This is a genomic window from Paraburkholderia sp. EG304 (assembly GCF_046543485.1).
Taxonomy (GTDB): domain Bacteria; phylum Pseudomonadota; class Gammaproteobacteria; order Burkholderiales; family Burkholderiaceae; genus Paraburkholderia; species Paraburkholderia youngii.
The window spans coordinates 1-24017 of record NZ_JBKGUA010000071.1; the positions used below are offsets into that span (position 1 = coordinate 1).

The window sequence follows — 24017 nt, forward strand, 5'->3', positions numbered from 1 at the left end:
GACTCTTTACCCGCGCAGCTTGAGGTGATTTGAAGCCAACTCCTGCAAGCCGACTTCGAGGGGCCCGCCCTCATCTTCAACAAAGCATTGCTCACGCAACCGCTGCGCTTGCATTCGTAGCACACTATGGACGCCTCCCATTTTGCGAAGGCTTTCGCACGCTGTGACGGATGAGGCGGCACTACGCGAGGCTGTCGTCAACTGGCGCTTCTATCCGGCGGTACTGGGCCTGCAGGCAATGCGGGGCATTCAGTTCACCACGGCCGTAGGCATGCTCGCCGAACTCGGCGACCTGTCGCGATTCGAGCATCCGCGTCAGCTGATGGCCTGGCTCGGGGTGACGCCCTCCGAACACTCTTCAGGAGACCGGCGCCGTCAAGGCAGCATTACAAAAAACGGGAACAGCTATGCAAGAAAGCTGCTCGTCGAGGCTGCGTGGAGTTACAGATACCCGCTCGGGTGAGCCCGGACATTCAACGCCGCCATGGAGGAATCCCGAAACCGATCATTGACCGCGCATGGGATGCCCAACTGCGGCTATGCCGGCGATATCGCAAGCTCGCAGCGCGCGGCAAGAATGTGAACACCAGCGTGGTTGCGGTAGCGCGAGAACTCTCAGGGTTCATCTGGGACATCAGCAGACTGGCGATGTCCCTCGCCATACCGAAAGATGCCAGGCCGGTCTGACACTCCATCATCTTAACGAGGACACTGAGAGTTTCCTGAAGGCGGCGTAGCCCGGCACCCGAGTAACCCGCGAGCGGATTATGCAATACATCTAATGCGATTTGCGACTTGAGGCAGCGGCAGGCTCATAGGGCGGACCACAGTAATGCGGTAACCAACCCGCGGATATCAGTGTGACCCACCGTCGAGACGTACTGCTACGTCGCCCTCAGGAAATTCAGATGAACCAAAACCGAGAACCCATCGCGATTGACACGGAAAGTCATATCAATCCGCCACCCCATAGCCGTCCAGTTGCCGGGTTCCGCCTTGGTGAACCCGTTCCTCCTGAGGCCACGGACGGCCGGAGTTGGCAGGGCGACGGTAAAGCGACCGGCTGCGCCCATCTACAGCCCACTACGAGGCGATCGCACAAATCACCGCCGCAGTTCAGTCGTAAGCGCGTCTCCATCACCGTGTAGATTTCGTCGTTGAGTTTGGCAACTCTGGTGCCCACCAGCACACGCCACTTGCACATCAGGCTCGGTTATCGTTCACGGATCGAGCACGAAGAATTGCACCCACAGTCGCAACGAAGGTTGCCCAACGCCGGGCAGCGCCATGGTCGTGAAAGTCGATCCGCTGCCCGGCAATGGACAACCTGCGACCCAACGCTCGATGGAGCTTAAACCGAAACACCGATGTTTGATGCAGATCTGTCCGTCGCAGCGGGTCAACAATGAAGCGAACTAACGGAGACGGTCGAAGACCTCGTGTTCGATCGACGCAGCGGACAGTACGCCCGCCATCAACGCAGCGGTGACGCCCGGGCTTGTCACATCTTGCCCCGTGAGAAAGAGTCGGGAAATCGGCGTGCGGATATTGAGTGCTTTTGAGAGAAACCTGCGCGAACTTACTTCGAGCCCATAGCTCGCGCCTTGTTGGGCCCCCGTGTATGACGACATGGTCAGCGGCGTGGAAACTTCGTGGAACGTGACCATCGGCGCCAGTTCAGGAAAATGGCTCGTGAACTGCGCCAGCAAGCTGCGAGCAAGCGTTGCCTTGAGTTCATCATATTCCTGAGGACGCTGTTGCACCATTGTCCCGTCCCAACGCGCGAAGAGGTCCCAGTTGATGATCGTCACAACTTCGGCAGTGTGCCGCTGTTTGTCGTCACGAGCATGCGCGGGATCCTTCAACGATGGGAACGAAACGAACAGTACAGGAGCGGACGCTTCCGCAGGTCCCTGCCATACGCCGCTACCTGCATCCCACGTCTCGTGAAACCAGTGATTCGCCCCAGACGCTCCATGCGCACGGATGTCACCGGTCAGACCAAGGTACAGCGTGACGTGGCAAACGGACGGCGAGAACGAGAGAATCTCTTTTGCCCATGCAGTCTCACGCAGATCTGAGGGCAACAATCCGACGGTGTTCCGCGCGCCGATATCCGAATATATTGCCGGTGCGTACAGGAGTGTTCCATCGTTGAGTTCCACGGCCGTGGCAGCATTGTTTTGCACATGCAGCGCCCGGACCTTTGCGTTCAGTCGGACCATGCCGCCTGCTTCTTCGACCACGGGAATAAGCGTTTCGGCGAAGACCTTCGCGCCTCCGATCGGGTAATAGCCGCCGTTCAGATAGTGACTCATCACGACGGCGAGCATGCCAAAGCTTGTCCGGGAAGGTTCCATGCCTCCGTAGTCGCCCCTTTGAGCAAAGAGAACCGCGCGCAGACGTGGGTCGCTGATCAGATCCTTGACGACATCGGCACTGCTGCGTCCCCACCACTTTCGAATTTCCTGCTCGTGCCAGATACCATATACGTTGCCGAAGAATCCCGCCAACGCTCTTCTCGTAAAGAGGGATCGTCCGGCATGAACCGCTTCAGCCAGTGCGTTGAAAAACGTATCGATTTCGCTTGCAGAGTGCGGGAACTTCGATTTGAGTTCGAGTTCCAGTGCTGGTTTCGGACGCGCGAAGTTTACCGTGAAATCATCGGGGAAATGTACAACGTCGTATACATCGCTTAGTGATGCGAATGTAATGGAGTTGCCGGTAAGCCAGTCGACCACTGAGCGCGCTTGGCCGTTCGGACCCATCTCGCCGAGATAGTGCAATCCAACGTCCCATTGAAAGCCATAGCGGCTGAATGACTGTGTGAGACCACCGGCCGTGTGTTGCTGTTCGAGTACAAGCACGACCCTGCCGCATCGCGCCAATGCCGCCGCACAGGCGAGGCCGCCGATGCCTGAACCAATGACGATTGCTTCCGGGTGTACCTGTTTTCCTGACATGCGCACCCCCGCATCAAGCCAATGATGCGGCTTTCGATAGCAAATCCTATGTCAGGCGAGTCGGAGCGAAATTGATATGTATCAATTCTGGTCGCAGCGCCCAATTCCCGGAAAAGCAATGGGCTTAGCCGAAGCATGGACTGCTTTGCAGCGCTTCGCGTTGCAGTGGCGGGCAATCGCCGGGTATTGATTTGCATCAAGTGAACAGTGTCCCGCGAGTCCATCATGTAACTTTTAGGAACGGGAAGACGATAAATGAAGGAACATGTCAAGGAAAAGATCCTGTCATTGCTGGATCAGCATCGGATCATGTCGATCGCCACGCTAAGGTCCGACGGTTGGCCGCAGGCGACAACCGTTGGCTATGTGAGCGATGGTCTGACGCTTTACTTCCTTTGCGGTCCGCAAAGCCAGAAGGCGGCCAACCTCGCTCGCGATGACCGCGTCTCACTTACGATCGACCACGACACGCCCGACCTAATGGCGATTACTGGTTTGTCGATGGCGGCGCACGCGCAAGTAGTGACTGATCGTGCAGAAGCGGAAAAGGTGTTGCGCATGCTTCCATTGAAGTATCCAGACGTTCATGCGCTGCCGCTGCCGATGCCATCGCCCGACGAAGTCCGTATATTTCGCGTGCGTCCAACCGTGATCTCAGTGCTCGACTATACGCAAGGTTTTGGTCACACCGATCTCTACACTTGCGATTCTCCTTCCCTGTTTCAATCGTAAAAGCGGATGACGCGACGCTCTCATGTCAGAGATCAGGTGGGCAGCCTGTATCAAAGTGGGTTGCCTCTATGCATCAAGTGTCTTCGTCATTGGCTTCGCGCTCGGCGCGGTTCGCGTTCTTCTGGTTATCCCGCACCTCGGCGAAACGCCCGCCGTGCTACTGGAAGCGCCGCTCATGCTTGCCGTGAGCTGGATTCTGTCACGGTGGATCGCCGGAAAACATGGCATGCTGACGGGGACCAGCGAGGCATTTGTGATGGGCGCAATCGCCTTTGCGATATTGATCTGTGCGGAACTGGGAACCGCGGTAATGCTGTTCAGGAAGACGGTACTAGAGTACGTTGCCGGGCTCGGATCCGTGCCCGGGGCGATCGGACTTGCCGCTCAACTCTGCTTCGCAATCTTTCCTGTTTTCCACATGCTTAGCAAGCGCATTTCATCGAGCGGGTAAGGGCGACATCGGGCAGCTCTGTTTGTCGCCGCTCATCTGCCAAAACGTCCGCTGACTTAGCCTTCGGTTTCGCTTCGGGCACTGAAACATCGCTCCGGTATCGCCGGACTCCAGCAACGCGCCAAGATACGCCGGGTAGTCGGACGAGCGTGTAATCCTTCTTGACCTGGCTCCGAGTGGTGCCATCCGAGCATTCGTCGGGAGGCAATCGCAGGCTGGGCAGAATTGTAAGGACCGGCTACAGCTACGCCGGAAAACTACTGGTTGTGGCCGGGTGGAGTTACCGCCATCCAGCCCGCGTCAGTCCGAAGATCCAGGCCCGTCTCGAAGGCTTGCCCAAGGCCATCATCAACCGCGCTTGGGACGCCGAGGCGCCCCCTGCGCCGACGATTCCGGCGGCTGACAGCGCGAGGAGCCGATCAACATCGCGGTCGTGGCTAGCGCCCGCGAACTGGCAGCATTCATGTGGGACGTCAGTCCGTGTCACGTTACGCGAACAACCCACCAACATGAGAGCGCCGCCGCACGTTCCGCCATGGCCACGATGTCGAAAAGAGGGCCGATGACGCCATGCCGGAAGAGTCGAATCTGGCGCTCCGTTTCTAGTCGTTCAACAACGTTGATTTGCATCAAAAGATGGCCAATCAGATGAGCACCTTAAGCTTAAGGCTGCAGAAGTATAAGGGTGCATCGTGCCTCTGCGACACCGTCGTATAAAAACACGGCTGATCGAAGCGCTCGATCTGGGCATGCTTCGACAGTACGGGCGGATGTGCGCACACGCGCTCGCGCGCGCCCCCGCGCGTTCCGGCGACGCGGCGATGATAGCCGGCTACATGGGCTCGGGCCAGACCTTCGACGACGCGATCATCGAGTTCGCGACGGATTACAGCTCGCAGAACGGACAGGACTCCGGCGAGTTCATTCGTGCGATTCGTGAGGGCCGCATACAGGCGACGACCGAGGAATAGGCGCGCTCGCCGTAACTTTTGCTGGAGAATCGAAGTGATCCGTCGGTACTTTCTGGCCACGCAGAGGACCGCGTTGCGGCTATCCGGATCGCTTACGCTGCTTGTCTGGCTGGCCGCGGGCGCGGCCATACATCAGAATCTAGACAGGGCGTTACCTGACAATACGTCAGGCGTGTCCGCTCCAGCGTGGTTGGGCGGACCGAGTCTGAGCAACGCGCTGGACCAATACGGCATTGCGCGTGACTCGATGAAAGCGCGCATCGTTGCTGAATGGTTGGAGAAGGTCGAGCAAGACCTGCCATCGAACGGCGCGTTCCCGGTGGTGTCCGTGCGCTCGAACAGATGTTTGTCGATGAGGGCAAACGTGAAGCGGTGATGTCGAGCGGCCTCGCGCGTCTGGCACCCGAAGACCGGCTGACCTACCTGCAATTGTTCACCCACCTGCTCGACGAATTCGTACCGGTCAACTGCTTTGGCCTCGTCGATATTAATGCCGCGATGAATCGGATCGCGCTTGCCCAGATGTCGGACGCGGAAGCAGAACTTTATCTGCAACTGATTTACAAGGTTCTCGTGAGTAGTGCATCCAGCGTGCCGGTAGGCTTGCCAACGCGGCAGCAATATTCAGCGGCAGTCTACGTACTGTCAAGCGAGATCGTTATCGAGCTGGATGCCAATCCAGTCAACCTCGACCGGTATCAGTCGTATACGTCGCACCCGGAGTTGTCCACGCCGTCCGACATATGCCGGACCACGAGGGTGACGCTGCACGCTATCGAAAGAATGCCTGAACCGGAACGGGACTTCATTCTGATGCTGGCCATCGTGGATTCAGATGCGGCATCACTCGCGAGTCCTGAATCGACGAAGCCGGCCATGACGCCACTTCCTTCGCGGGGCGGACGAGCTGGCCCGGCGATACCTTGAAGATGTACGCACGGCGGCGTTCGGTACGCTCGACCTCAGCTCGCCCGGGGTAGGGGCTGATGTATCTCACAACTACCGAAACAAGGAGGGGACGATGGCGGATGAACCGGTTTCCATCGTCGACGTTGACGGCAAGGCGTCCGCCCGAGGCTGGCGCGCGATATTTCCCCCGGCGCAGTGGCTGCCCACCGCCAAGGTCAAGGTGGCGTCGTATCGCCCTGATAGATCAACCTGGTCGATGCGATGGCTGATTGCCAAGGCTTATCCGCATTGCCACCGCAATAGCGCGTCGGCATCCCGCCGATGAGTTCTCGTTGACTAAGTACCCATAGCACGAGCGTGTGCGCGTCTTGCGCCGACAGCGGCCCGCCGCGCTCGGCTGCCGGCGGCATCGGCGTGTCGCCCCAGTGCGCCTTGCCGCTGAGCCGCAGCTTCTGCTCGAGCATCGACTGGCGTCGGGCACATTGCGATAGCGCTCGGCGATCTGCTGGAACGACGGCGCGAGAAACGGCGCATCGCGCATATGGCAAAACATGCGGTGCTGTTGATCGACGAGCGCGCTCGGCTCAGGTTCGCCATAGGCGATGCCGGCCGTCAGCGCGGACGCCGTGCACACGAGCAGACCATTTCGGATTCGCGCAATCATGGCACGTACTCCCACATCAGGAATAACGTCGGTGTACGGGCGGCGAAACCGCCCTTATTGACTTCGATCAAACGGCCCACGGTGCACTTCGGTGCTGGCGAGCAGCGCGCTCGCGAAGCGCTGCAGCGACGTGACCGAGCCCGCCACGCTTTGATATCGTTCACGTCCGATTTGCGCGTCGAGCAAGACGAGCATGCCTGCGTCGCGTGCGATGGAAAGCAGGCACTCGACGTCGGCGAACGGCTGTTCGGGTTGCACGACGCGACTTGCGGCGACATCGCGACGTGCCCCGGTCTGGTTCAAGGAGGAAGTTGCGGCGGGGGTAGCGCATGACATGGCAGTTCTCCTGTCGGATCGCGCATGCCGCCGTTGGTCTGGCGTGTCGCGCGATCGTCAGCAAGGTCGATTGCATGACTTTAGTATTGGCTGGCCGGCGCGTGCGGCCAATAGGCGCAGGCGGAACCGCATCCAGGAATTCGCGGACCGTAGTCGGACTACTCCTACATGTCCATTGGCACGTTGTGCAGACGTGCCCGAACCCGCGCTTGTCAGGACACGACATCGGCCAGTGGCCTCCTCGGCGCATGACTCACGTGCGGACCACGTCCGACGCGAAGCAGCAGCTGCGGAAACGCGTCCGTGCGCAACAGCGTGCGCAGCCGCTCGCGCAGCGCGTCCACTTCGATCGGCTGGTTCAGGTAGGAAGCGGTCAATCCCACCGATGCCGCGACCAGCAACATCCGTTCGAGCGCCTGTCCCGCCGCGAGCCATGCCTCGCGGTCGTCGCGCATCGTCGCGATGCCGATCATCAGTGGCGAGCCATCCACGAGGTGCTCGTGCGTGGCCGGCTGTCCCGCACCCGCATCGAACACCCGGACGGCCATGCTGACGAGCGGCGCCGCGAAATCGAGCAGCGCGCCCACAGCGGTACCGTAAGCGGGCATGCCATCGTCGCGCCGCCGCGGGTGAATCCAGCTGGCGAGCTCGCGCCTGAAACGCGGGTCGGCGAACTGCGCTCGATCCGCATCGGCGATCAGTTGCGCGAGCGCCTCGCGCGAGGCTTTCTGCTCCACGCAGCAGGCAAGCGCGCCCTCGTCGTCGCAGGCGTCGCTTAGCTTGCGTTGCAGTGCGGCGGGAACGGGGTTATCGACGAACGGCGCACGTGTCGTCACGCGCTCGGTCAGCGCGTCGAAAAGCTCATGCAGGTGCGGGTCGCGAGGCCCGTCGCGCGAGACGCGCACGAGCGCCAAGATGTCCGGATCCGCTTCCGCTGGAAACAGTGTGATCGCATAAGCGAGACCGAGACGGCACAGCGCCACGCGAAGATTGAACAAAGCCGCGCCGCAGCTCATCAGAAGTTCGCGATCGAAAGGATCGACCACGGGAAGCGCGCGCATGCGGTCGGCGCAGATCTGTACGGTCTCGCCGTCGACGATGAATCGCCACGGTTGCGTGTTGTGATTCGACGGCGCGAGTACCGCATAGTGCAGCGCGAAGCGCAGCTGCTGTTCCGGTGGCGTTGCGGCGTCGAAGTGTGGTTCGCCGATTCCCCACGCATCATTCCCCGTGGCATCGCGCATCTCGAAGCCTCCTGTCAGATCGTCGCCGCAAGCGTGCGGTTCGTGTCGTTATCGTGTCACCGGGCACCGAGACAGGTTTGAGGCAGGTCAACGTTCCTGATGTCTCGCGCAAGGTTTGCGGCAGTTTGGTGCGGCCGCCCATTGCGACATGTCTGAGCGGCGCTTAGACCTCGGCCAGCCCTTGCGCGTCTTCGATGCGGACCGTTTTGCCGTTCGCGTGCACGAGGCCCTCGCGCTGGAACTTCGAGAAGATCCGGCTTACCGTTTCGAGCTTTAGCCCCAGATAGCAACCGATTTCCTCGCGCGTCATGCGCAGATGGAATTCAGCGGCTGAGAAACCGCGCGCCTTGAAGCGCTTCGACAGATTCAGCAGAAATGTCGCAACCCGCTGTTCGGCCCTCATCGTGCCGAGCAGCATCATCTGGGTCGATTCGCGCACGATCTCGCCGCTCATCTTCTGGTAGATGTAATGCCGCATCGACTTCATTTCGCGGCACATACTCTCGATCTGCGCGAATGGAATGATGCACACGACGCTGTCCTCCAGCGCGATCGCATCGCAATTCTGCTTGCCCTCGCAGATGCCTTCGAGGCCGAGCGGGTCGCCGGCAATCTGGAAGCCGGTCACCTGCTCACGGCCGTCGCGATGCATGACCACGGTTTTGAACGACCCGGCGCGCACCGTGTAGATGCTTTGAAACGCGTCGCCCGCGCGATACAGCACCTCTCCGCGTTTGATCGAGCGTGTTGCGGAGATCGTCACATCAAGTCGGGCGAGTTCGTCCGGGGTCAGCCCGGGCGGCATGCAGGTCGCGCGCATCGCGCAGGCGGAGCATCCCAACGTGCGAGGCAGCGCCGGGATACCGGACGAAACGGCGCGAATCGGGATGACGGTCGCGGTTAGCGGCACCTCGTGGTGGGCCTGACGGTGGTGTTCACAGGTGGCTACGGTTTGCATGATCGTCTCCGGGTTCGCTGCGCGGGACGCGCACGACGAGAATTCGCAAGGGCTGCGATGGTGCGACACGCGTGTTCGCATTCCGACGTCTTGCCGGAAAAACACGGGCCTATGTCAACCAGTATTGGCGACGGTATCTCAAAACGGTATCAGCGGCGCTTTAAGCGAGGCCAGGAGTTACGGCACTCGTTGTAGGAACATTCCTAGAGTCGGCAGACAAGCGCGAGGCAGGGGTGGGAAAGCGCTACAGGTCAGTTTCGTCGTCGAACAGCTTATGGCGGATCGCATAGCGAACGAGGCCGTTCTCGTTCGGCATCTGCATTTTTTCGAGGATGCGCGTCTTGTGCGTGCTGATGGTTTTTACGCTGACGCAGAGTTCGTTGGCGATCTCGGTGATGCTCTGGCCTTCGACGAGGCGCCGGAACACGTCGAATTCGCGATCGGACAACCGTTGGTGCGGCAGCGCGTCGGTAGGCTCGTTCAGATTCTGTGCAAAGCGCTCGGCCATCGCGAGGCTCACATAGACGCCGCCGGAGGCGACTTTCGTCACCGCACCGACCAGCTCCGCGCTCGCGCTCTCCTTGGTCAGATAGCCCGATGCGCCCGCCTTGAACGCGCGCACCGCGTATTGCTGCTCGGCGTGCATCGTCAGCACCAGAATCCGCAGATCGGGTTTTTCCTCCTTGATCTGCTTGATCAGTTCAATGCCGTTGCGCCCCGGCATGGACAGGTCGAGCACGAGCACGTGTGCCTGGGCCGCGCGGATCAGCGCGATCGTCGTCGCGCTGTCGCACGCTTCGCCAGTCACGTCGAAGCCGCTCGCCTGCTGCAGGATATGGCGCAGCCCGTCGCGAACGAGCGTGTGGTCGTCGGCCAGCAACACCTTGATCATGGGTCGATATCTTCCTGTTGCATCGATTGCAAGGGAAACGTCACACAAATCGCGAAACCCGCCCTTTGCGCCGTATCGATCCGAACCGAGCCGCCCAGCATGTTCGCGCGTTCGCACATGCCGATCAGGCCGAACGGCCTGTCGTGACCGTTGCCTTCGACCGCCTCGCGGCTGGCTCCACGTCCATTATCCGCTATCCGCAGCAGACAGTGCGGCCTGTTCGTGTGCAGCGTCAGTTCGGCGGTGCGCGAGCTGCAATGCGATATCGAGGCGAGCCTGTGCACGGGCGCTCGTATCAAGGTGAACCAGAATGCTTTTGTAGCTCATCGCCAAAGCTCCATGACAGACCATGTGGAAACGGGCGCGAGCCCGTGGCGACATCGAGTGTAGGGGCCGCTCCGGCTCGACTGTTGACGCAGATCAAGCGCGCCGATGCTGCACGGCAGTTGACGTAGATCAAGCGCTGCCGGCCGCGCTAATACAGTTGCATGACCGAACGTAGCTAGACCCGCAGCGAGCCGCGCAACGCGCCGAAGTCGGTGCGCGGATGACGTTGGACAGGCGTCCCGTCCGGCAACGTGAAAGTCGGCTTGTCCCGCTTTTGATCAAGGACATCAGCAAGGTCGAAAGGAAAAGGGTGACGTTCCGTGTTGTAGCGCTGGGCCTTTTCGTCGTATCGCGCGCGCCCGAAAGCGATCCGTCCTGCGGACGAGGCGAGCCGCGACTGAAGCGCGCGAAACGCCGGGCTCGCCTTCAAACGGGGAACGCCCTCGCACGCGATCAGCAGTTGCGAGATCGCGTCGGTCAGATCGCGCTGCGCGACATCGAAGCGTTCGAACGACGCAGTCGAGTCGAGCAGCGCTGGCGAGGCATGCAGATCCGCGACCGCCGCGCGCGATCTGTCCACCCGCGCGAGCGCCGGCGCATCCGGCGGCAGACTTCTGCGTGCGAGCGCGCTCGCTTGCGCCGTCAGGTCGAGTCGTTCGTTGTAAAGGTCGAGCACGTCGGCGAACGCTGCGTCGACTTCGCGGTCGGTGCGTAACGCCAAGTGCGGCCCGCATCCGGAAAGCCAGAGCAGAACGAACACAATCGAAACGAACAGGGCCGGTCTCAAGGTTGCCCTCGCTGCGTGGTGTAAATGTGGCCGGGGCCACGCTTCGCAAGCATAGGCGCGCGGCACGCGCACGGCTTGATCGTCGTCAATGGAGCGTGGATCGGCGATGCCGCGCGAGTCTCTTCGGTGGTCCGTAGCGGCGATGTCCGCGGCGTTTGATCAGGATCAGTTTGCGCGCGCGGAGTGCCGCTATCGTGAGTGCATCGGGTGCCAATCGCTGGAGCGCCACGTGCCGATCGCAGAGAGCACAACCTGTCGAAACACCGCAGCGCCGGCCGCTGCGTTAGCCGCAAGCGGGCGCGTGAGCGCCGTTCGCGGCGCGGTCGTCGACGTCGTGTTCGACACGCATGAGTTGCCCCCGATCGATACCGCGCTGTGGATCATGCTGCTGGACGGGACGTCGATCCTCGCGGAAGCTCAGGCGCACACGAGCGAGCGCACGGTGCGCGCGCTGGCGTTGCAGGCGACCGCAGGTCTCGTGCGCGGCGCCGCCGTGCGGGTCGGCGCGGGCCCGATCGAGGTGCCGGTCGGCGACGCGGTGCTCGGCAGACTGCTTGATGTTGCTGGTGTGACGCGCGACGGCGGCGAGCCAGTGCCCGCCGCCGTCGAACGCCGGCCGATCCATCGCGCTGCGCCGCCGCTGTTGGCGCAGCGTGGCGCGACGCGTCTGTTCGAAACGGGCATCAAGATCGTCGACCTGCTCACGCCGCTCGCGCATGGTGGTAAGGCGGCAATGTTCGGTGGCGCGGGCGTCGGCAAGACGGTGCTCGTGATGGAGCTGATTCATGCGATGGCCGCGCGCTACGGCGGCATGTCAGTGTTTGCTGGCGTCGGCGAGCGCTCCCGCGAAGGTCACGAAATGCTGTCAGACATGCGCGGCTCGGGCGTGCTGCCGGGCGCCGTGCTCGTCTACGGACAGATGAACGAACCGCCGGGCGCGCGCTGGCGCGTGCCGCTCACCGCGCTGACGATCGCCGAGTACTTCCGCGACGAGCGCGGCCAGAACGTTCTGCTGCTGATGGACAACGTGTTTCGCTTCGTGCAGGCGGGCGCGGAAGTGTCAGGACTGCTCGGGCGCATGCCGTCGCGGGTCGGCTATCAGCCGACGCTGGCGAGCGAGGTGGCGGCGTTGCAGGAGCGGATCGTGTCGGTGGGCAATGCGGCGGTCACCGCGATCGAAGCCGTCTACGTCCCCGCCGACGACTTCACCGACCCCGCCGTGACGACGATCGCCTCGCATGTCGACAGCATGATCGTCCTGTCGCGCGCGCTCGCCGCCGAGGGCATGTATCCGGCGATCGATCCGCTCGGGTCGTCGTCGATTCTGCTCGATCCGCTCGTCGTCGGCGCGGAGCACGCGGCGGTCGCCAACGAGGTGCGCCGCGTGCTCGAACATCAGCGCGAGTTGCAGGACGTGATCGCGTTGCTCGGCATCGAGGAACTCGGCGTCGACGACCGGCGTGCCGTGCAGCGCGCGCGTCGTCTGCAGCGCTTTCTGACGCAGCCGTTCGCGGTCACCGAAGCATTCTCGGGACAGCCGTGCAGAACCGTCGCGCTCGCCGACACGATCGCCGGCTGCCAAGCAATTCTCGGGGGCGAGTGCGACGACTGGCAGGAGCGCTCGCTGTTCATGGTCGGCGCGCTGGACGAGGCGCGCGCCAAGGAAGCCCGCGGCGGGTCGGCGGGCGTAAGCGCCGCCGCGGCGTGACAAGGAGAACGCAATGACGCGGCGTGGCCTCTTGCTAACGATCGCGACACCCGCGCGCGTCATCGTCGACGGCTTGCCTGTCGTGTCGTTGCGCGCCGAGGACGAGAGCGGTGCGTTTGGCGTGCGCGCGGAGCATGCGGACTTGGTCACGCTGCTGAGCGCATCAGTCGTGCGCTGGCGCACGCCAGACGGCGGCGAGCATTACTGCGCGGTCGATGGCGGCGTGCTGATCGTTTCGCGGGGCACGACCGTCTCCCTTGCGTGCCGCGACGCGGTGCCGGGTGACTCGCTCGAAGCGCTCGAAGCTCAGGTGCGCCGCGCGCGTGCCGCGCAGCTCGACGCGATGCGGCGCGCGCGCGCGGAGCAGACGCGTCTGCATGCGCAGGCCGTGCGTCAGATGCTGCGCTATCTGCGCCCGCAAGCCACACGCGGAGAACCGGGATGACGACGCGACCGCCTGCCGGGCAAACGAACGGCAAACCGGACGGTACAGCGGACGGCAAAGTGGACGGCCCGCCCGGCGACCGTGTCGCGCAAGCCGCTTCGCGCGCGGCGAGCCGCGAGCGAAGCGGGCGCGCGAACCCGGAACCCCCGCTTGGCGCGCGGCTCGGCCAGATCGGCATTCTCGGCTGGACGATCGTTCTGCCGATCCTGCTGTGCCTCGCGCTCGGGCGCTGGCTCGACCGCATCGCCGGTACGCGGGTGTTTTTTGCGGCGCCGCTTCTGATGATCGGCGCGGGCATCGGCCTATGGTCCGCATGGCGCTGGATGCATCGACAGCAAAGGAGGGATCGTGATTGACGCCGCCACGTTTCATGTCACCGACACGCTTGCGCTCGGCGCGATGGGAATGGCGGTCGGCCTGCTGGCCGGTGCGCTTCACTTCGCGACGCTGCGCCGGAACGTCGCGTATTTCGCGCGAGGACGCGTGATGCATGCGTTCGCGCTGCAACTGGCGCGCTTCGCGCTGACGGCCGCTTTATTCGTACTGCTGGCGAAAGCGGGCGCGTTTGCGCTGCTCGGCGGCATCGGCGGCTTCCTGTGGGCGCGCGGCGTGGCGCTCCGCATGCGGCGGGCGGCGCTGTGATCCATTCGCCGCTCGTCACCGAGCCGCTCGTGCGCGTCGGTCCGCTCGGCATCACCACGCCCGTGGTCGTCACGTGGGCGATCATGGCGGCGATCACCCTCGTCTCGCTGTGGCTCACGCGCAAGCTGTCGATCAAGCCGTCGCGCACGCAGACCGCGCTCGAACTGCTGGTCGGCACGCTCGATATGCAAATCCGCGACACCATGCAGACCGAGCCCGCGCCGTATCGCGCGCTGATCGGCACGTTGTTCCTGTTTGTGCTGATCGCGAACTGGTCATCGCTGATTCCGGGCATCGATCCGCCCACCGCGCACCTGGAAACGGATGCCGCGCTCGGTCTCGTCGTGCTCGCCGCCACGCTCGTGTACGGCGTGCGCTCGCGTGGCTGGCGCGGCTATCTCGCGACGTTCGCCGAACCGGCGTGGGTGATGATCCCGCTGAACGTCGTCGAGCAGATCACGCGCACGTTCTCGCTGGTGGTACGCCTGTTCGGCAACGTGATGAGCGGGGTATTCGTGGTCGGCATCGTGCTGTCGCTGGCCGGGCTGCTCGTGCCGATTCCGTTGATGGCGCTCGACCTGCTGACCGGCGCGGTGCAGGCTTACATCTTCGCGGTCCTCGCGATGGTCTTCATTGGTGCCGCCGTCGGCGAGTCGCACGTCCCGGTTCACGACAATCAGAAAGGACAGGCATGAACCTCATCGAAATCGTCAGCATCGCCGCCGCCGCGCTCGCTGTGTCGTTCGGCGCGATCGGCCCGGCGCTCGCCGAGGGCCGCGCGGTCGCTGCCGCGATGGACGCGATCGCGCGCCAGCCCGATTCCGCGGGCACGCTGTCGCGCACGCTGTTCGTCGGGCTCGCGATGATCGAGACGATGGCGATCTATTGCCTCGTGGTCGCGCTGCTGTTGCTGTTCGCCAATCCGTTCGTCAAGTAGGACGCGCGATGAAAATCGACTGGTCGACGCTGGCGCTGCAGACGCTCAACGCGCTGATCCTGGTCTGGCTGCTCGCGCGCTTTCTGTTCCGTCCGGTCGCGAATATGATCGCGGAAAGGCAGGCGAGCGCGAATGCGCTGATCCGCGACGCGAACGCGGCGAAGCTCGCGGCGCAGGCCGAGCGCGACGGGCTACAGGCTGAACGCGAGCAACTCGGCGCGCAGCGCGCGCAGGCGTTCGCGACCATCGAGGCCGACGCGCGCGCGCAGCACACTGCGCTGCTCGAAGCCGCGCGCGACGAAGCAGAGCGACTGCGTGCCCGGGCGGATGCGGACCGGCGGCGTGAGCGGGCGGCTCAAGACGAAGCGGCGTCGGCGGCTGCCGCGCGGCTGGCCGTCGATATTGCGGGCAAGCTGCTCGACCGCTTGCTGGAAAGGCTGCCTGAGGACATGCGCGTCGCCGGGTTCGTCGATGGGCTCGCTGACGGCGTGCGCCGGCTGTCGCCAGGCGCGCGCAGCGCGATGGCCGAAGACGTGCCGCTGCGCCTGGTCGCCCCGCGCGCACTGACGCCGGACGAGCGCGCCGCGTGCGAAGCAGCGCTCACGGCCGCGTTCGCACAGCCGCTCGCGTTCGAGACCGACATAGACGGGACACTACTTGCGGGGCTCGAACTGTCGGGCCCGCACGCGGTGGTGCGCAATAGCTGGCGAGACCAGCTGGAGCAGATTCATGACGGACTGCGTGGCGACGATGGCCACGAGCGCTGAGCGTGACGACGTGCCGACGCCCGACGCGTGGCTCGCGCGCAAACGCGACGCGCTCGCGCGCGTCGAGCTGGAACCGCGTGCGACGAGCATCGGCCGCGTCGAACAGATCGCCGATGGCATTGCTTTCGTGTCGGGCCTGCCCGACGTCGCGCTCGACGAGGTCGTCGAACTCGAATGCGGCGTGCGCGGCTTCATTCATTCGCTCGACGCGGCGAGCGCGAGCGTCGTGCTGCTCGACAGCGGCGAGACGGTGCGTGCCGGCATGCGCGTCGCGGGAACCGGCAGAGTGCTCGACGTGCCGGTCGGCGACGCGATGCTTGGCCGCGTCGTCGATCCGCTCGGTCGGCCGCTCGATGGCGGCGAGGCGCCTGAGGCCGCCTCGCGTTTGCCGGTCGAACGCGCGGCGCCCGCGATCATCGAGCGGGACTTCGTGAGCGAACCGCTGCAGACGGGAGTGCTCGTCGTCGATGCGTTGTTCGCGATCGGGCGAGGGCAGCGCGAGTTGATCATCGGCGATCGTGCGACGGGCAAGACCTCGCTCGCCGTCGAGGCGATCGTCAATCAGAAGCACAGCGACGTGATCTGCGTGTATGTCGCCGTCGCCCAGCGCGCGACGGCGGCGCAGCGCGTCATCGACGCCGTCCGCGAGCAGGGAGCGTTCGAGCGCTGCATTTTCGTCGTTGCGTCGGCAGCGGCGCCGCCCGGGCTGCAGTGGATCGCGCCGTTCACGGGCTTTTCGATCGCCGAGTTCTTTCGCGATCGAGGCCAGCATGCGCTGATCGTTATCGACGATCTGTCGAAGCACGCGGCGACGCATCGCGAACTCGCGCTGCTTACGCGCGAGCCGCCCGGACGCGAAGCGTACCCCGGCGATATCTTTTATCTGCACGCTCGACTGCTGGAACGCGCGGCGAAGCTGTCGCCCGCGCTCGGCAGCGGTTCGCTGACCGCGCTGCCGATCGCCGAGACGGACGCCGGCAATCTGTCGGCCTACATTCCGACCAACCTGATCTCGATCACGGACGGACAGATCGTGCTCGACGCCGCGCTGTTCGCCGCAAACCAGCGGCCCGCCGTCGATGTCGGCCTGAGCGTGAGCCGCGTCGGCGGCAAGGCACAGTACGCGGCCTTGCGCGACGTCGCAGGGCGCCTGCGGCTCGACTACGCGCAGTTTCTCGAGCTTGAAATGTTCAGTCGCTTCGGCGGCCTCGCGGACGCTCGCGTCAATGCACAGATCGAGCGGGGCAAGCGGATTCGCGCGCTGATGACACAGCCGCGTTTCAACTCGCTGCGCGTCGCCGATCAGATAGCGTTGCTGGCGGCGCTCGCCGCTGGCGTGTTCGACGGTGTCGCGCCCGATGTGACCGCGTGGGTGCGCGACAAGCTCAGCGCGGCGAACGATGCGCACGGCGACGGGAGCACCGCGGTGTGGCTGCGCAACGCGCTCGACGAGACGGTGCGCGACAGTCTGAGCGGGCGTATTCGCGTGCTCGTCGAGCGTGCGATGCACGAACGTCCGGACGCGAAACAGCAAGAGAGGAGGCTCGATGAGCAGCAGACTTGGTGAAATCGAGAGCCGCATCGCTTCGGCGACGCAACTCGACGCGGTGATCGCTGCGATGCGCGGGATTGCCGCCGCGCGCGAGCGCGAGGCACAGGCCCGGCTCGCGGGCATACGCTCGGTGGCGGCGACCGTCGGCGAGGCGATCGGTATGGCGCTGGCGGCCGCGCCGGCGGTACACGCGGCGCAGTGGGCGGCGCCAAAAGGCGTCCCGCGCATTCTGATCGCGCTGTGCACTGAGCAGGGTTTCGTCGGCGGCCTCAACGAGCATTTGCTCGCGCGCGTCGAGCGATTGAAGGCGGACCAGCCGGGCGAAATTTTCATCATTGGCACGCGAGGCACGATGCTCGCTCAGGAGCGCGCACTGCACTACAGCTGGTCGACGCGGATGGCCGCGCACGCGCAGGACGTGATGCGCGTGGCTGGTCAGATCGCCGATACGGTGTTCGCGCGCTTTTGCGATCATGCGTCGGCGCAGCTGTGGCTGATGCACGCGATACCAGACCCCGGTCTTGCCAGGCGCATCGTCGCGCGGCGACTCGTGCCGTTCGATTTCACGCGCTTCAGCATGCCATTGCGCAGGCAAGCGCCGCTGCTAAACCTGCCGCTCGACGAGTTGCTGGCGGGCCTCACCGAGCGCTACGTATACCTTGAGCTGTGCGATAGCCTGATGCAGTCCTTCGCGGCGGAAAACGCGGCGCGCGTCGCCGGGATGCTGGCGGCAAGCCGTCAAGTGAAGGACCGTCTACAGGAGCTCACTCGCGAACACCGGATCGTTCGGCAAGGCGAGATCACCGCCGAAATCGCCGAACTGGCCGTGACGGGCGCTTGCTCCCGGACGCCTTGTTACGCGCAGGTGCAATCATGACGCGCGCGACGAACTCGCTCTGCGTGGTAATGCTGTACCCGGTCATGCTGGCGGGCTGTGCTAGCACCGCGCGCGAGGCGGCTTTCCGCCACCAGGGAATCGCGCTGTTCGACGCACGCCAGCAGGCTTCGGTGCGTTGCGAGCCGCGGGGCGATCGCGAGGCGGTGTGGACGCGCACGCACGCGTTCATCGCCAAACATTCCGCCAGCCGTATCGTCCGTGCTGACGATACGCCGATCGAAATCCCGTTGCCGCATTCCTTCGGCTTCGTGTATCTCGGGATGCTGAAGGAGCCGGCGGACGAGGACCAGACGCTGATCCAGCTCAGAGCGATATGCCGCGGCATGTACGACACCGATGGCAGAGCGAGCCTGTTGTATTCGACCTGCGCAGATGCGATCGTCGCGGTCGATGACGAGTTTCGCGCGTTTATGAGCGCGGCGAAATACGAACTCACCGCACACGGACGCGTATCAGCCTACGGGATCATTCCGCCGAATCAGTCGGCAAAGCGTGTGGATACCGCTAAGCCTGGCCCGCTCACTGGGTCCGGGCGACGGTCTTCAGCCATGCTGCGCGTCGAATCTGGCAGCCCGTCTCTAGCGGTACAACAACTTGCGACTAGCAACGAGCCCAAAGAAAATACCAGACACGACAGATTGAGGATAAAGAACCGGTCCACAATGGCGTGCGCCTCTTCCATGCTGACATCCAGGAAGTCATACCGCAGATCATATCGACCGCGCACGGCAATCCAGTGGACGATTCGGCGGACAACGAATTCGACGCCCGATTCAACGCGAGCGCCGCCAGCAGAGCAATGCTAGACACAAAGCGCCAACCTGACATAGCTGTTCAGACTGTATCGCTGATTCCAGGCCATGATGGCTCCTCCGGTCATAGGGCTGCCACGATCAACGAGATTTGGACCGATACGGACGTCTGCAGAGGGGTGAACTGCGCGTATCCCCGGCTGGCCTGATATCGATCGAACCGCGGCCATGACGAGGCTACACGATATGAGCGGGAAGTGGCGTTTTATAAGGAGCTTCTCGAGCACCGCGGCACTTCCCACCGCTTGAGCTAAAGCGTGTCTGCGGTGACGGCGCGGTGGAAGCGGTGGCGATCTGCGGCGCGAATCATCGTTTCGAAGAGTTGCAGCGCGTGTCAACGTGGAAGGTCGCAGCCGGCGGATATGAGGCCGTTAGCATACCGACACGTCGAGGTCGGCCAGAATAGATTTTTTTGCGGCTGAGTTCCTGTGTGCGGTTCGAGAGTAAGCAGCAACATGAAATGCTGAAGGGGCGGTTTATGTGTTCACGGATCCTTCTGGCGTTTGACGAGAGCGACTCGTCGAGGGCCGCATTGGGCGAGGCGGCCCGGATTGCCAGGTTCGCAGGCGGTGTGGTCCATGTGGTGAACGTGGTCGACAAGGCTCCGGCGTACCCCTTCGCCGTGCATAACGACCTGTCTCTAATGAACACGGCGCTGCATCGGCGCGGACGCGCGCTCCTTGACACTGCGGCCAAGGAATTGGCGCGTCTGGGCGTGGCATACGACACGGCAACTGTCGACGCTAGCAGCATGTCCCAGGACATTGCGTCCTGTCTGCATCGCCATGCACAATTCATTCGCGCGGATATCGTCGTCATGGGAAGTCATGGGCGCAGAGGCTTGGCGCATGCGGCTCTGGGCAGCGTTGCAGAGCGATTTGTGCGCGAGGCTCCGTGTGCTGTCATGGTGGTAAAAGAAGCTTCGGTACCAGATGAACTTGAACCGTCCTGCTCGAATTTCTGGCGCGTGGGCGAACTGAACCGATGCAGGAATCCTGGGCGGAAGTGAGTGTTAGTGTTTTGGAGAAATTTTCCTAATGACAACGGAGGTTGGCGATGAAACGCAGACAGTATTCGGTGGAGCAGATCGTGGGTGGTGCGCGTGGCAAGCATATCTATGCGCGTGGCGCCAAGCTTCAGGTCGGGCCGTCCGCCGGAGGGAAGTTACTATTTTGAAGGACAGTTCGACGGGCTGGGCAAGCCGATCAGTTCGCTCTCACTGGGATCGGGGGATGCCAAAATCAAATGACACGAACGAATTGGGTTGGGCTGGGTCCTGACGGCGTTTGGGCGACGCCCGCGGGGACGACTCGTCCGGTACTGCGTTGGCTACTCGAACCCTGAAGGCGACCGGGCGGCGCCGCGTCAAGCCAACAAGGGGCGACATAAACGTGAGGACGAGCGCGTTGAGTCAGTGACGGCCTTAACGCAGTCGCGTTGGGCATCCCGAAACCTGGCACCTGCGCAATCGCCCCGCATGCGACCTCTTGCTTTGGCCAGGCGCTTATCTGCTTCTCAAGCCGGTCGAAACTTGCTCGATATCTTCAATGCGCTCAACTGGTCGCGCAGTCCGTTAAACATGGAACGCGGCAGCATCTCCTTGAGCAACGTGATCAGTAGAGAGCGCATCCGATGAAGACCAAGATGTTGGGTAACATCGCCGGCCTCTGCGTCGCGCGTGTCGTCGTCGGTTGTCATGTTGGGCAGCCGTTGCGGATTGACTACTGAGTTGCATCAATTGAAGAGCGCTTTCATCGCTAGCGTTATTCGGAACATCCACGGCGTGTCGTGTCTTTTCCACCGTGTCTGGTTCGCCAGCATCGCGTCGCGCATAGCTGACGCTGGGCGATTGACCCAAATCAATGAGCGGTGCGCCGCTCCCCCTACAGTGTGAATGGATGCGGCGATACGACTGGCAACTGTATGGCGTGGCTTCAGATCGTCCGAGGTCGATACAAGTCACGGTGACGGATCGCAGGAACTGGCTTGCAAATTGCCTTTTCGCAGAGAACGGCATCGCTGTGTCTGTCGATTGGGACTACACGCCAGTGCCGCACACCGACGTTTCTGGGGAGAAAAGACAATGGGTAACGTGTTTCGCGACCGCGCCGACGCTGGCAGACAGCTTGCCGCCGCACTAATAGACTATCAGGGACGCGACGATCTGGTGGTGCTGGCCCTGCCGCGCGGTGGCGTGCCTGTCGCGTTCGAAGTCGCACGGGCACTGCATGCGAAGCTCGACGTCCTCGTCGTCAGGAAGGTTGGGGCGCCCTACAACGAGGAGTTGGCGATGGGCGCGATAGCGCCCGGTGGCACCGTTTATCTGGAAAGGTCGGTCCTTCGTCAGCAGGAAGTCAGTGATGCCCAATTAGCCGATGTCATCGCGCGAGAACGGACCGAACTCGCGCGCAGGGAACTGGCCTACCGTGGGGAAAGTCCGCCGGTGCCGGTTCGCGGCAAGATCGTGATAGTGGTCGACGACGGCATCGCGACGGCGGCGTCGATGCATGCGGCGCTCCAGGCGATCCGTAGCAGAGACCCCGCTCGCATCGTGGTGGCAGTTCCGGTGTCGCCAGCCGGTACGCAGACGGAATTCGAAGGCATCCCGCATGAGTTCGTGAGCGTGCTGCAGCCCGGCTGGTTCATGGCGATCAGCCAGTTCTATCTGAATTTCGACCAGACGACCGATGAAGAAGTCCGTGCGTGTCTCACCACCGCGCGGAGTTGGGAGCACGAGCAGCCTATTGGGCTCGGCCTGATGAAGACAGGCATGGCCGTGGGCCGTGTCAAACGTGGAGGATCTATCGTGAACACAGGATCCATTTGTACGCGGGACGTCACTGTCTGCGAGCGGCAAGCGACGGTTTTCGACGCCGCGCAACTCATGCGCGAACAGCATGTCGGCGACCTCGTGGTGATTGAGATGAGCGCCGGGCGCCGCGTACCCGTAGGCATGCTGACCGATCGCGACATCGTGCTGGCTATCGTGGCCAAACAGGCGAACCCCGAAAAGATCTTCGTGAACGACGTGATGTCGTCGCCACCGGCGCTGATCAACGAAGGGGACGATCTTTGGCTTGCCGCCTCGCGGATGCGTTTGAACGGCGTCCGGCGTCTGCCTGTCGTCGGCGCCGCGGGGGAGCTGATCGGCATCGTCTCACTCGATGACCTGCTCGAGGCAGCGTCTGCTCTCCTGTCGGAGCTCTGGCTCGTGACGGGCCGTCAGCCGCACATCGAGCAAAAGAGTCGCGCCTGAATCGAACGATGCGACCAGAGGAGAGGTGCTATGCATCCATCGAAGACTCCATTTCTCGCGGTTCGCGATCTGGGCCAACGAATCTCGGATCAACCGTCCGACTTTGACGCTGCTCGAGATGGCTCGCAGCCGTGAATTCGTGCTGCTCGGCGAAGCGACGCACGGTACCGCGGGGTTTTATCGCCTGCGCGCGCAGATCGCGCAAGGATTGATCTCGGAGTGCGGTTTCGACGCCGTCGCCATCGACGGCGACTGGCCGGACACATGGCGTGTGAATCGCTTCAGCGATGCCGTTTACGTGTCCGCGTCTAGCAGTTCGCGCGCGTGGCGCGTCGCCGCATCCGTGCGCAGCGCGGCGAGCGCTGCGGTTTCGATGCGGCGCACCTTTTCGCGGGATACGCCCAGCTCCGTGGCGATACGTTCGTGGGTCTGCGGCTCCCCACCTCCGATTCCGAAACGAAGTCGCAGCACCTGAGCGTCGATGGCCCCCATGCGCGACAGCGCCGACCTCAGCAATTCGTGCATCCGTGCATTCGCGAGGTTAGCGAGCGGCGAGAGCGCCGAGTCATCCGCGACCAGATCGGCGAGCGCGGTGTCGTCCTCGCCGCACAGCGGATCGAGCGAACCGACCTCGACGGGCAGATCGAGCGGACGCGACGAATCGGCCACCCGTGCTGATTACGCCCGATGGCGCCACGACGATGCCGTGCGGATTGACCACATACAAGTTGCCCGTTGCAGCGACCTTGCCGAGGATCGCGAACGGCGGACCACCGGTCACCCGGTTCAGCGTCGCGCACGAACCGTTGTAGAACGTGACACAGTTGTTCCTGCCGATCGAAAAGCTGTTCGAGTCGATGACGCCGCGCGTCGAACCCGCTTACGTGATCAGGAGGCCGTTGTCCTGGCCGCTATCGTGCCCGTGCCGGCCACGTACGCGCCGCGTTATGGCAGAGGGCCCGCCGCGAGCGTCGCATGCGTAAAGCACAGCCCGCTGGACGAGCGCCGATGGCCAGCAGATAGCTCCGTTTGAGTGCCGCGATGCACTGCGCGTCGGGCTAGCCGAGGTAACTTCGGCCGTGACATACATCCCCTTTCCGCGCACACGCGGAACGGCTGCCCACGCCGCGTCCAGCCGACCGGAAGCTCGTTGTCACAGCGGCTTAAGAATAGACATTCAACTCGCGAACGCATGCCGATTCCTCTGCGTTTTCCGCCTTCCTGTCAGTTATTTTGCAGCCGTGTTCCATGTCGGGGCGCTCAATGATGCGCTTCGATTGACGTTAAGTGCTCGCGCTTCCGTTTTCCCTGTCGGTTTATGAGGTTCGGACAGCCGATGGAGGTGGCAGATAGCGGCGCTCGTGTTCTGAAGGCGAGGGATCATTTGCAAATCTCGAGCGGACGTCTGAACGTCCATCCAACGGAGGGGCGAATGACGCTTGCAGGCCGAACCCGGAAGTTAGCAAACAAGCGTCACGGGCCAACCCGAAGTTTTGGCGAACGGGTGAAATTGACCCTTTCCGGACTCTCGAATTCGCGAGAGGCGAACGCCAGGTGCATTTCCGGTCATCTATCGTCGGCCGCGGACTATGGCATCGTCGTTCGCTCTTACCATTCTTAGCGTTGATAGTTACGAGCAGTGAACTGATATGACTTTCCGTGTCAATCGCGATCGGTTCTCGGTCTGGGTACATCTGAATTTCCTGAGGGCGACGTAGCAGTACGTCTCGACGGTGGGTCACACTGATATCCGCGGGTTGGTTACC

The 24017-nt window shown here is 63.0% G+C and carries 24 protein-coding genes and 6 pseudogenes; 19 read left to right on the forward strand and 11 right to left on the reverse strand.

The features are described 5' to 3' along the window. Positions 1-172: 172 nt before the first annotated feature. Positions 173-687, forward strand: a pseudogene (locus ACLFKU_RS38440) (transposase); the annotation flags it as partial. 728 nt (positions 688-1415) lie between these two features. On the opposite strand, the gene ACLFKU_RS38445 reads toward ACLFKU_RS38440, so the two are convergent. Further along, positions 1416-2963, reverse strand: a complete 1548-nt coding sequence (locus ACLFKU_RS38445) for a phytoene desaturase family protein (RefSeq protein ID WP_410852671.1) — start codon at positions 2961-2963, stop codon at positions 1416-1418. 255 nt (positions 2964-3218) lie between these two features. Between ACLFKU_RS38445 and ACLFKU_RS38450 the strand changes: the two genes are divergently transcribed. The 5 genes and pseudogenes from ACLFKU_RS38450 to ACLFKU_RS38470 all read left to right on the forward strand — a co-directional run bounded on the left by ACLFKU_RS38450 (position 3219) and on the right by ACLFKU_RS38470 (position 6044). Beyond that, complete coding sequence (locus ACLFKU_RS38450) at positions 3219-3695, forward strand: pyridoxamine 5'-phosphate oxidase family protein (protein WP_410852672.1); 477 nt, start codon at positions 3219-3221, stop codon at positions 3693-3695. 22 nt (positions 3696-3717) lie between these two features. Further along, on the forward strand, positions 3718-4146 hold the full coding sequence (locus tag ACLFKU_RS38455; protein WP_410852673.1) for a hypothetical protein: 429 nt from the start codon (positions 3718-3720) through the stop codon (positions 4144-4146). Positions 4147-4325: 179 nt separating this feature from the next. Further along, entirely contained in the window at positions 4326-4712 is a 387-nt protein-coding gene (locus ACLFKU_RS38460) for a hypothetical protein (RefSeq protein ID WP_410852690.1), read from the forward strand. A 159-nt stretch (positions 4713-4871) separates the two neighbouring features. Next, a pseudogene (locus ACLFKU_RS38465) lies at positions 4872-5117 on the forward strand (DUF2252 family protein); the annotation flags it as partial. 342 nt (positions 5118-5459) lie between these two features. Further along, positions 5460-6044, forward strand: a complete 585-nt coding sequence (locus tag ACLFKU_RS38470) for a hypothetical protein (RefSeq protein ID WP_410852674.1) — start codon at positions 5460-5462, stop codon at positions 6042-6044. A 314-nt stretch (positions 6045-6358) separates the two neighbouring features. On the opposite strand, the pseudogene ACLFKU_RS38475 reads toward ACLFKU_RS38470, so the two are convergent. The 7 genes and pseudogenes from ACLFKU_RS38475 to ACLFKU_RS38505 form a co-directional block, all read right to left on the reverse strand. Then, positions 6359-6690 (reverse strand): annotated as a pseudogene (locus tag ACLFKU_RS38475) (c-type cytochrome); the annotation flags it as partial. A 54-nt stretch (positions 6691-6744) separates the two neighbouring features. Then, a complete protein-coding gene (locus tag ACLFKU_RS38480) occupies positions 6745-7026 on the reverse strand; it encodes a hypothetical protein (protein WP_410852675.1) in 282 nt (93 codons plus the stop codon). A 212-nt stretch (positions 7027-7238) separates the two neighbouring features. Then, a complete protein-coding gene (locus ACLFKU_RS38485) occupies positions 7239-8270 on the reverse strand; it encodes an Acg family FMN-binding oxidoreductase (protein ID WP_410852676.1) in 1032 nt (343 codons plus the stop codon). Positions 8271-8433: 163 nt separating this feature from the next. Then, positions 8434-9228, reverse strand: a complete 795-nt coding sequence (locus ACLFKU_RS38490; RefSeq protein WP_410852677.1) for a helix-turn-helix domain-containing protein — start codon at positions 9226-9228, stop codon at positions 8434-8436. A 244-nt stretch (positions 9229-9472) separates the two neighbouring features. Beyond that, entirely contained in the window at positions 9473-10120 is a 648-nt protein-coding gene (locus tag ACLFKU_RS38495) for a response regulator (protein WP_410852678.1), read from the reverse strand. 240 nt (positions 10121-10360) lie between these two features. Next, positions 10361-10447, reverse strand: a pseudogene (locus tag ACLFKU_RS38500) (universal stress protein); the annotation flags it as partial. A 175-nt stretch (positions 10448-10622) separates the two neighbouring features. Beyond that, complete coding sequence (locus ACLFKU_RS38505; RefSeq protein WP_410852679.1) at positions 10623-11168, reverse strand: LemA family protein; 546 nt, start codon at positions 11166-11168, stop codon at positions 10623-10625. 301 nt (positions 11169-11469) lie between these two features. Between ACLFKU_RS38505 and atpD the strand changes: the two genes are divergently transcribed. From atpD to ACLFKU_RS38560, 11 genes and pseudogenes are all read left to right on the forward strand, one after another. Continuing rightward, on the forward strand, positions 11470-12942 hold the full coding sequence (gene atpD / locus ACLFKU_RS38510) for a F0F1 ATP synthase subunit beta (RefSeq protein WP_410852691.1): 1473 nt from the start codon (positions 11470-11472) through the stop codon (positions 12940-12942). A 13-nt stretch (positions 12943-12955) separates the two neighbouring features. Continuing rightward, entirely contained in the window at positions 12956-13387 is a 432-nt protein-coding gene (locus tag ACLFKU_RS38515; protein ID WP_410852680.1) for a F0F1 ATP synthase subunit epsilon, read from the forward strand. Further along, positions 13276-13743 (forward strand): annotated as a pseudogene (locus ACLFKU_RS38520) (AtpZ/AtpI family protein); the annotation flags it as partial. The gene ACLFKU_RS38515 and the pseudogene ACLFKU_RS38520, both read left to right, overlap by 112 nt. After that, positions 13736-14029 carry an ATP synthase subunit I gene (locus tag ACLFKU_RS38525; protein WP_410852681.1) on the forward strand — a complete coding sequence of 98 codons (294 nt, stop codon included), beginning with the start codon at positions 13736-13738 and terminating at the stop codon, positions 14027-14029. The pseudogene ACLFKU_RS38520 and the gene ACLFKU_RS38525, both read left to right, overlap by 8 nt. Beyond that, positions 14026-14724 carry a F0F1 ATP synthase subunit A gene (locus ACLFKU_RS38530; RefSeq protein ID WP_410852682.1) on the forward strand — a complete coding sequence of 233 codons (699 nt, stop codon included), beginning with the start codon at positions 14026-14028 and terminating at the stop codon, positions 14722-14724. The genes ACLFKU_RS38525 and ACLFKU_RS38530 overlap by 4 nt, the downstream gene beginning before the upstream one ends. Continuing rightward, positions 14721-14966: a F0F1 ATP synthase subunit C gene (locus ACLFKU_RS38535; RefSeq protein ID WP_410852683.1), complete on the forward strand. Its 246-nt coding sequence runs from the start codon at positions 14721-14723 to the stop codon at positions 14964-14966. The genes ACLFKU_RS38530 and ACLFKU_RS38535 overlap by 4 nt, the downstream gene beginning before the upstream one ends. Before the next feature lie 8 nt (positions 14967-14974). Then, positions 14975-15733: a F0F1 ATP synthase subunit B gene (locus ACLFKU_RS38540; protein WP_410852684.1), complete on the forward strand. Its 759-nt coding sequence runs from the start codon at positions 14975-14977 to the stop codon at positions 15731-15733. Continuing rightward, complete coding sequence (locus ACLFKU_RS38545; protein WP_410852692.1) at positions 15717-17300, forward strand: F0F1 ATP synthase subunit alpha; 1584 nt, start codon at positions 15717-15719, stop codon at positions 17298-17300. Before ACLFKU_RS38540 ends, ACLFKU_RS38545 begins: the two co-directional genes overlap by 17 nt. Continuing rightward, entirely contained in the window at positions 17281-18162 is an 882-nt protein-coding gene (locus ACLFKU_RS38550; RefSeq protein ID WP_410852685.1) for a F0F1 ATP synthase subunit gamma, read from the forward strand. Before ACLFKU_RS38545 ends, ACLFKU_RS38550 begins: the two co-directional genes overlap by 20 nt. After that, positions 18159-18989: a hypothetical protein gene (locus ACLFKU_RS38555; protein WP_410852686.1), complete on the forward strand. Its 831-nt coding sequence runs from the start codon at positions 18159-18161 to the stop codon at positions 18987-18989. The genes ACLFKU_RS38550 and ACLFKU_RS38555 overlap by 4 nt, the downstream gene beginning before the upstream one ends. Before the next feature lie 466 nt (positions 18990-19455). Beyond that, positions 19456-20004, forward strand: coding sequence for a universal stress protein (locus ACLFKU_RS38560; RefSeq protein WP_410852687.1), 549 nt, complete (start codon positions 19456-19458; stop codon positions 20002-20004). 506 nt (positions 20005-20510) lie between these two features. Here the strand turns inward: ACLFKU_RS38560 and ACLFKU_RS38565 are convergent. Then, positions 20511-20693: a hypothetical protein gene (locus tag ACLFKU_RS38565; protein WP_410852688.1), complete on the reverse strand. Its 183-nt coding sequence runs from the start codon at positions 20691-20693 to the stop codon at positions 20511-20513. Positions 20694-21078: 385 nt separating this feature from the next. On the opposite strand from ACLFKU_RS38565, the pseudogene ACLFKU_RS38570 reads away from it, so the two are divergent. Both ACLFKU_RS38570 and ACLFKU_RS38575 read left to right on the forward strand, forming a co-directional pair. Next, positions 21079-21732: pseudogene (locus tag ACLFKU_RS38570) on the forward strand (phosphoribosyltransferase); the annotation flags it as partial. A gap of 33 nt (positions 21733-21765) precedes the next feature. Then, positions 21766-22251, forward strand: a complete 486-nt coding sequence (locus tag ACLFKU_RS38575; protein WP_410852693.1) for a CBS domain-containing protein — start codon at positions 21766-21768, stop codon at positions 22249-22251. A 294-nt stretch (positions 22252-22545) separates the two neighbouring features. Here the strand turns inward: ACLFKU_RS38575 and ACLFKU_RS38580 are convergent, their stop codons facing one another. Continuing rightward, on the reverse strand, positions 22546-22920 hold the full coding sequence (locus tag ACLFKU_RS38580) for a sigma factor-like helix-turn-helix DNA-binding protein (RefSeq protein WP_410852689.1): 375 nt from the start codon (positions 22918-22920) through the stop codon (positions 22546-22548). Continuing rightward, complete coding sequence (locus ACLFKU_RS38585) at positions 22817-23110, reverse strand: filamentous hemagglutinin N-terminal domain-containing protein (RefSeq protein WP_410852694.1); 294 nt, start codon at positions 23108-23110, stop codon at positions 22817-22819. Before ACLFKU_RS38585 ends, ACLFKU_RS38580 begins: the two co-directional genes overlap by 104 nt. Positions 23111-24017: the final 907 nt, after the last annotated feature.

What these genes read in the sequence shown, in the direction of transcription:
- ACLFKU_RS38555 (WP_410852686.1), top strand. Translation starts at nt 18,159, where the DNA reads ATGACGCGCGCGACGAACTCGCTCTGCGTGGTAATGCTGTACCCGGTC.
- ACLFKU_RS38455 (WP_410852673.1), top strand. Translation starts at nt 3,718, where the DNA reads ATGTCAGAGATCAGGTGGGCAGCCTGTATCAAAGTGGGTTGCCTCTAT.
- ACLFKU_RS38515 (WP_410852680.1), top strand. Translation starts at nt 12,956, where the DNA reads ATGACGCGGCGTGGCCTCTTGCTAACGATCGCGACACCCGCGCGCGTC.
- ACLFKU_RS38450 (WP_410852672.1), top strand. Translation starts at nt 3,219, where the DNA reads ATGAAGGAACATGTCAAGGAAAAGATCCTGTCATTGCTGGATCAGCAT.
- ACLFKU_RS38560 (WP_410852687.1), top strand. Translation starts at nt 19,456, where the DNA reads ATGCTGAAGGGGCGGTTTATGTGTTCACGGATCCTTCTGGCGTTTGAC.
- ACLFKU_RS38575 (WP_410852693.1), top strand. Translation starts at nt 21,766, where the DNA reads ATGGCCGTGGGCCGTGTCAAACGTGGAGGATCTATCGTGAACACAGGA.
- ACLFKU_RS38445 (WP_410852671.1), bottom strand. Translation starts at nt 2,963, where the DNA reads ATGTCAGGAAAACAGGTACACCCGGAAGCAATCGTCATTGGTTCAGGC.
- ACLFKU_RS38540 (WP_410852684.1), top strand. Translation starts at nt 14,975, where the DNA reads ATGAAAATCGACTGGTCGACGCTGGCGCTGCAGACGCTCAACGCGCTG.
- ACLFKU_RS38545 (WP_410852692.1), top strand. Translation starts at nt 15,717, where the DNA reads ATGGCCACGAGCGCTGAGCGTGACGACGTGCCGACGCCCGACGCGTGG.
- ACLFKU_RS38495 (WP_410852678.1), bottom strand. Translation starts at nt 10,120, where the DNA reads ATGATCAAGGTGTTGCTGGCCGACGACCACACGCTCGTTCGCGACGGG.
- ACLFKU_RS38485 (WP_410852676.1), bottom strand. Translation starts at nt 8,270, where the DNA reads ATGCGCGATGCCACGGGGAATGATGCGTGGGGAATCGGCGAACCACAC.
- ACLFKU_RS38490 (WP_410852677.1), bottom strand. Translation starts at nt 9,228, where the DNA reads ATGCAAACCGTAGCCACCTGTGAACACCACCGTCAGGCCCACCACGAG.
- ACLFKU_RS38565 (WP_410852688.1), bottom strand. Translation starts at nt 20,693, where the DNA reads ATGACAACCGACGACGACACGCGCGACGCAGAGGCCGGCGATGTTACC.
- ACLFKU_RS38480 (WP_410852675.1), bottom strand. Translation starts at nt 7,026, where the DNA reads ATGTCATGCGCTACCCCCGCCGCAACTTCCTCCTTGAACCAGACCGGG.
- ACLFKU_RS38470 (WP_410852674.1), top strand. Translation starts at nt 5,460, where the DNA reads ATGTTTGTCGATGAGGGCAAACGTGAAGCGGTGATGTCGAGCGGCCTC.
- ACLFKU_RS38535 (WP_410852683.1), top strand. Translation starts at nt 14,721, where the DNA reads ATGAACCTCATCGAAATCGTCAGCATCGCCGCCGCCGCGCTCGCTGTG.
- ACLFKU_RS38550 (WP_410852685.1), top strand. Translation starts at nt 17,281, where the DNA reads ATGAGCAGCAGACTTGGTGAAATCGAGAGCCGCATCGCTTCGGCGACG.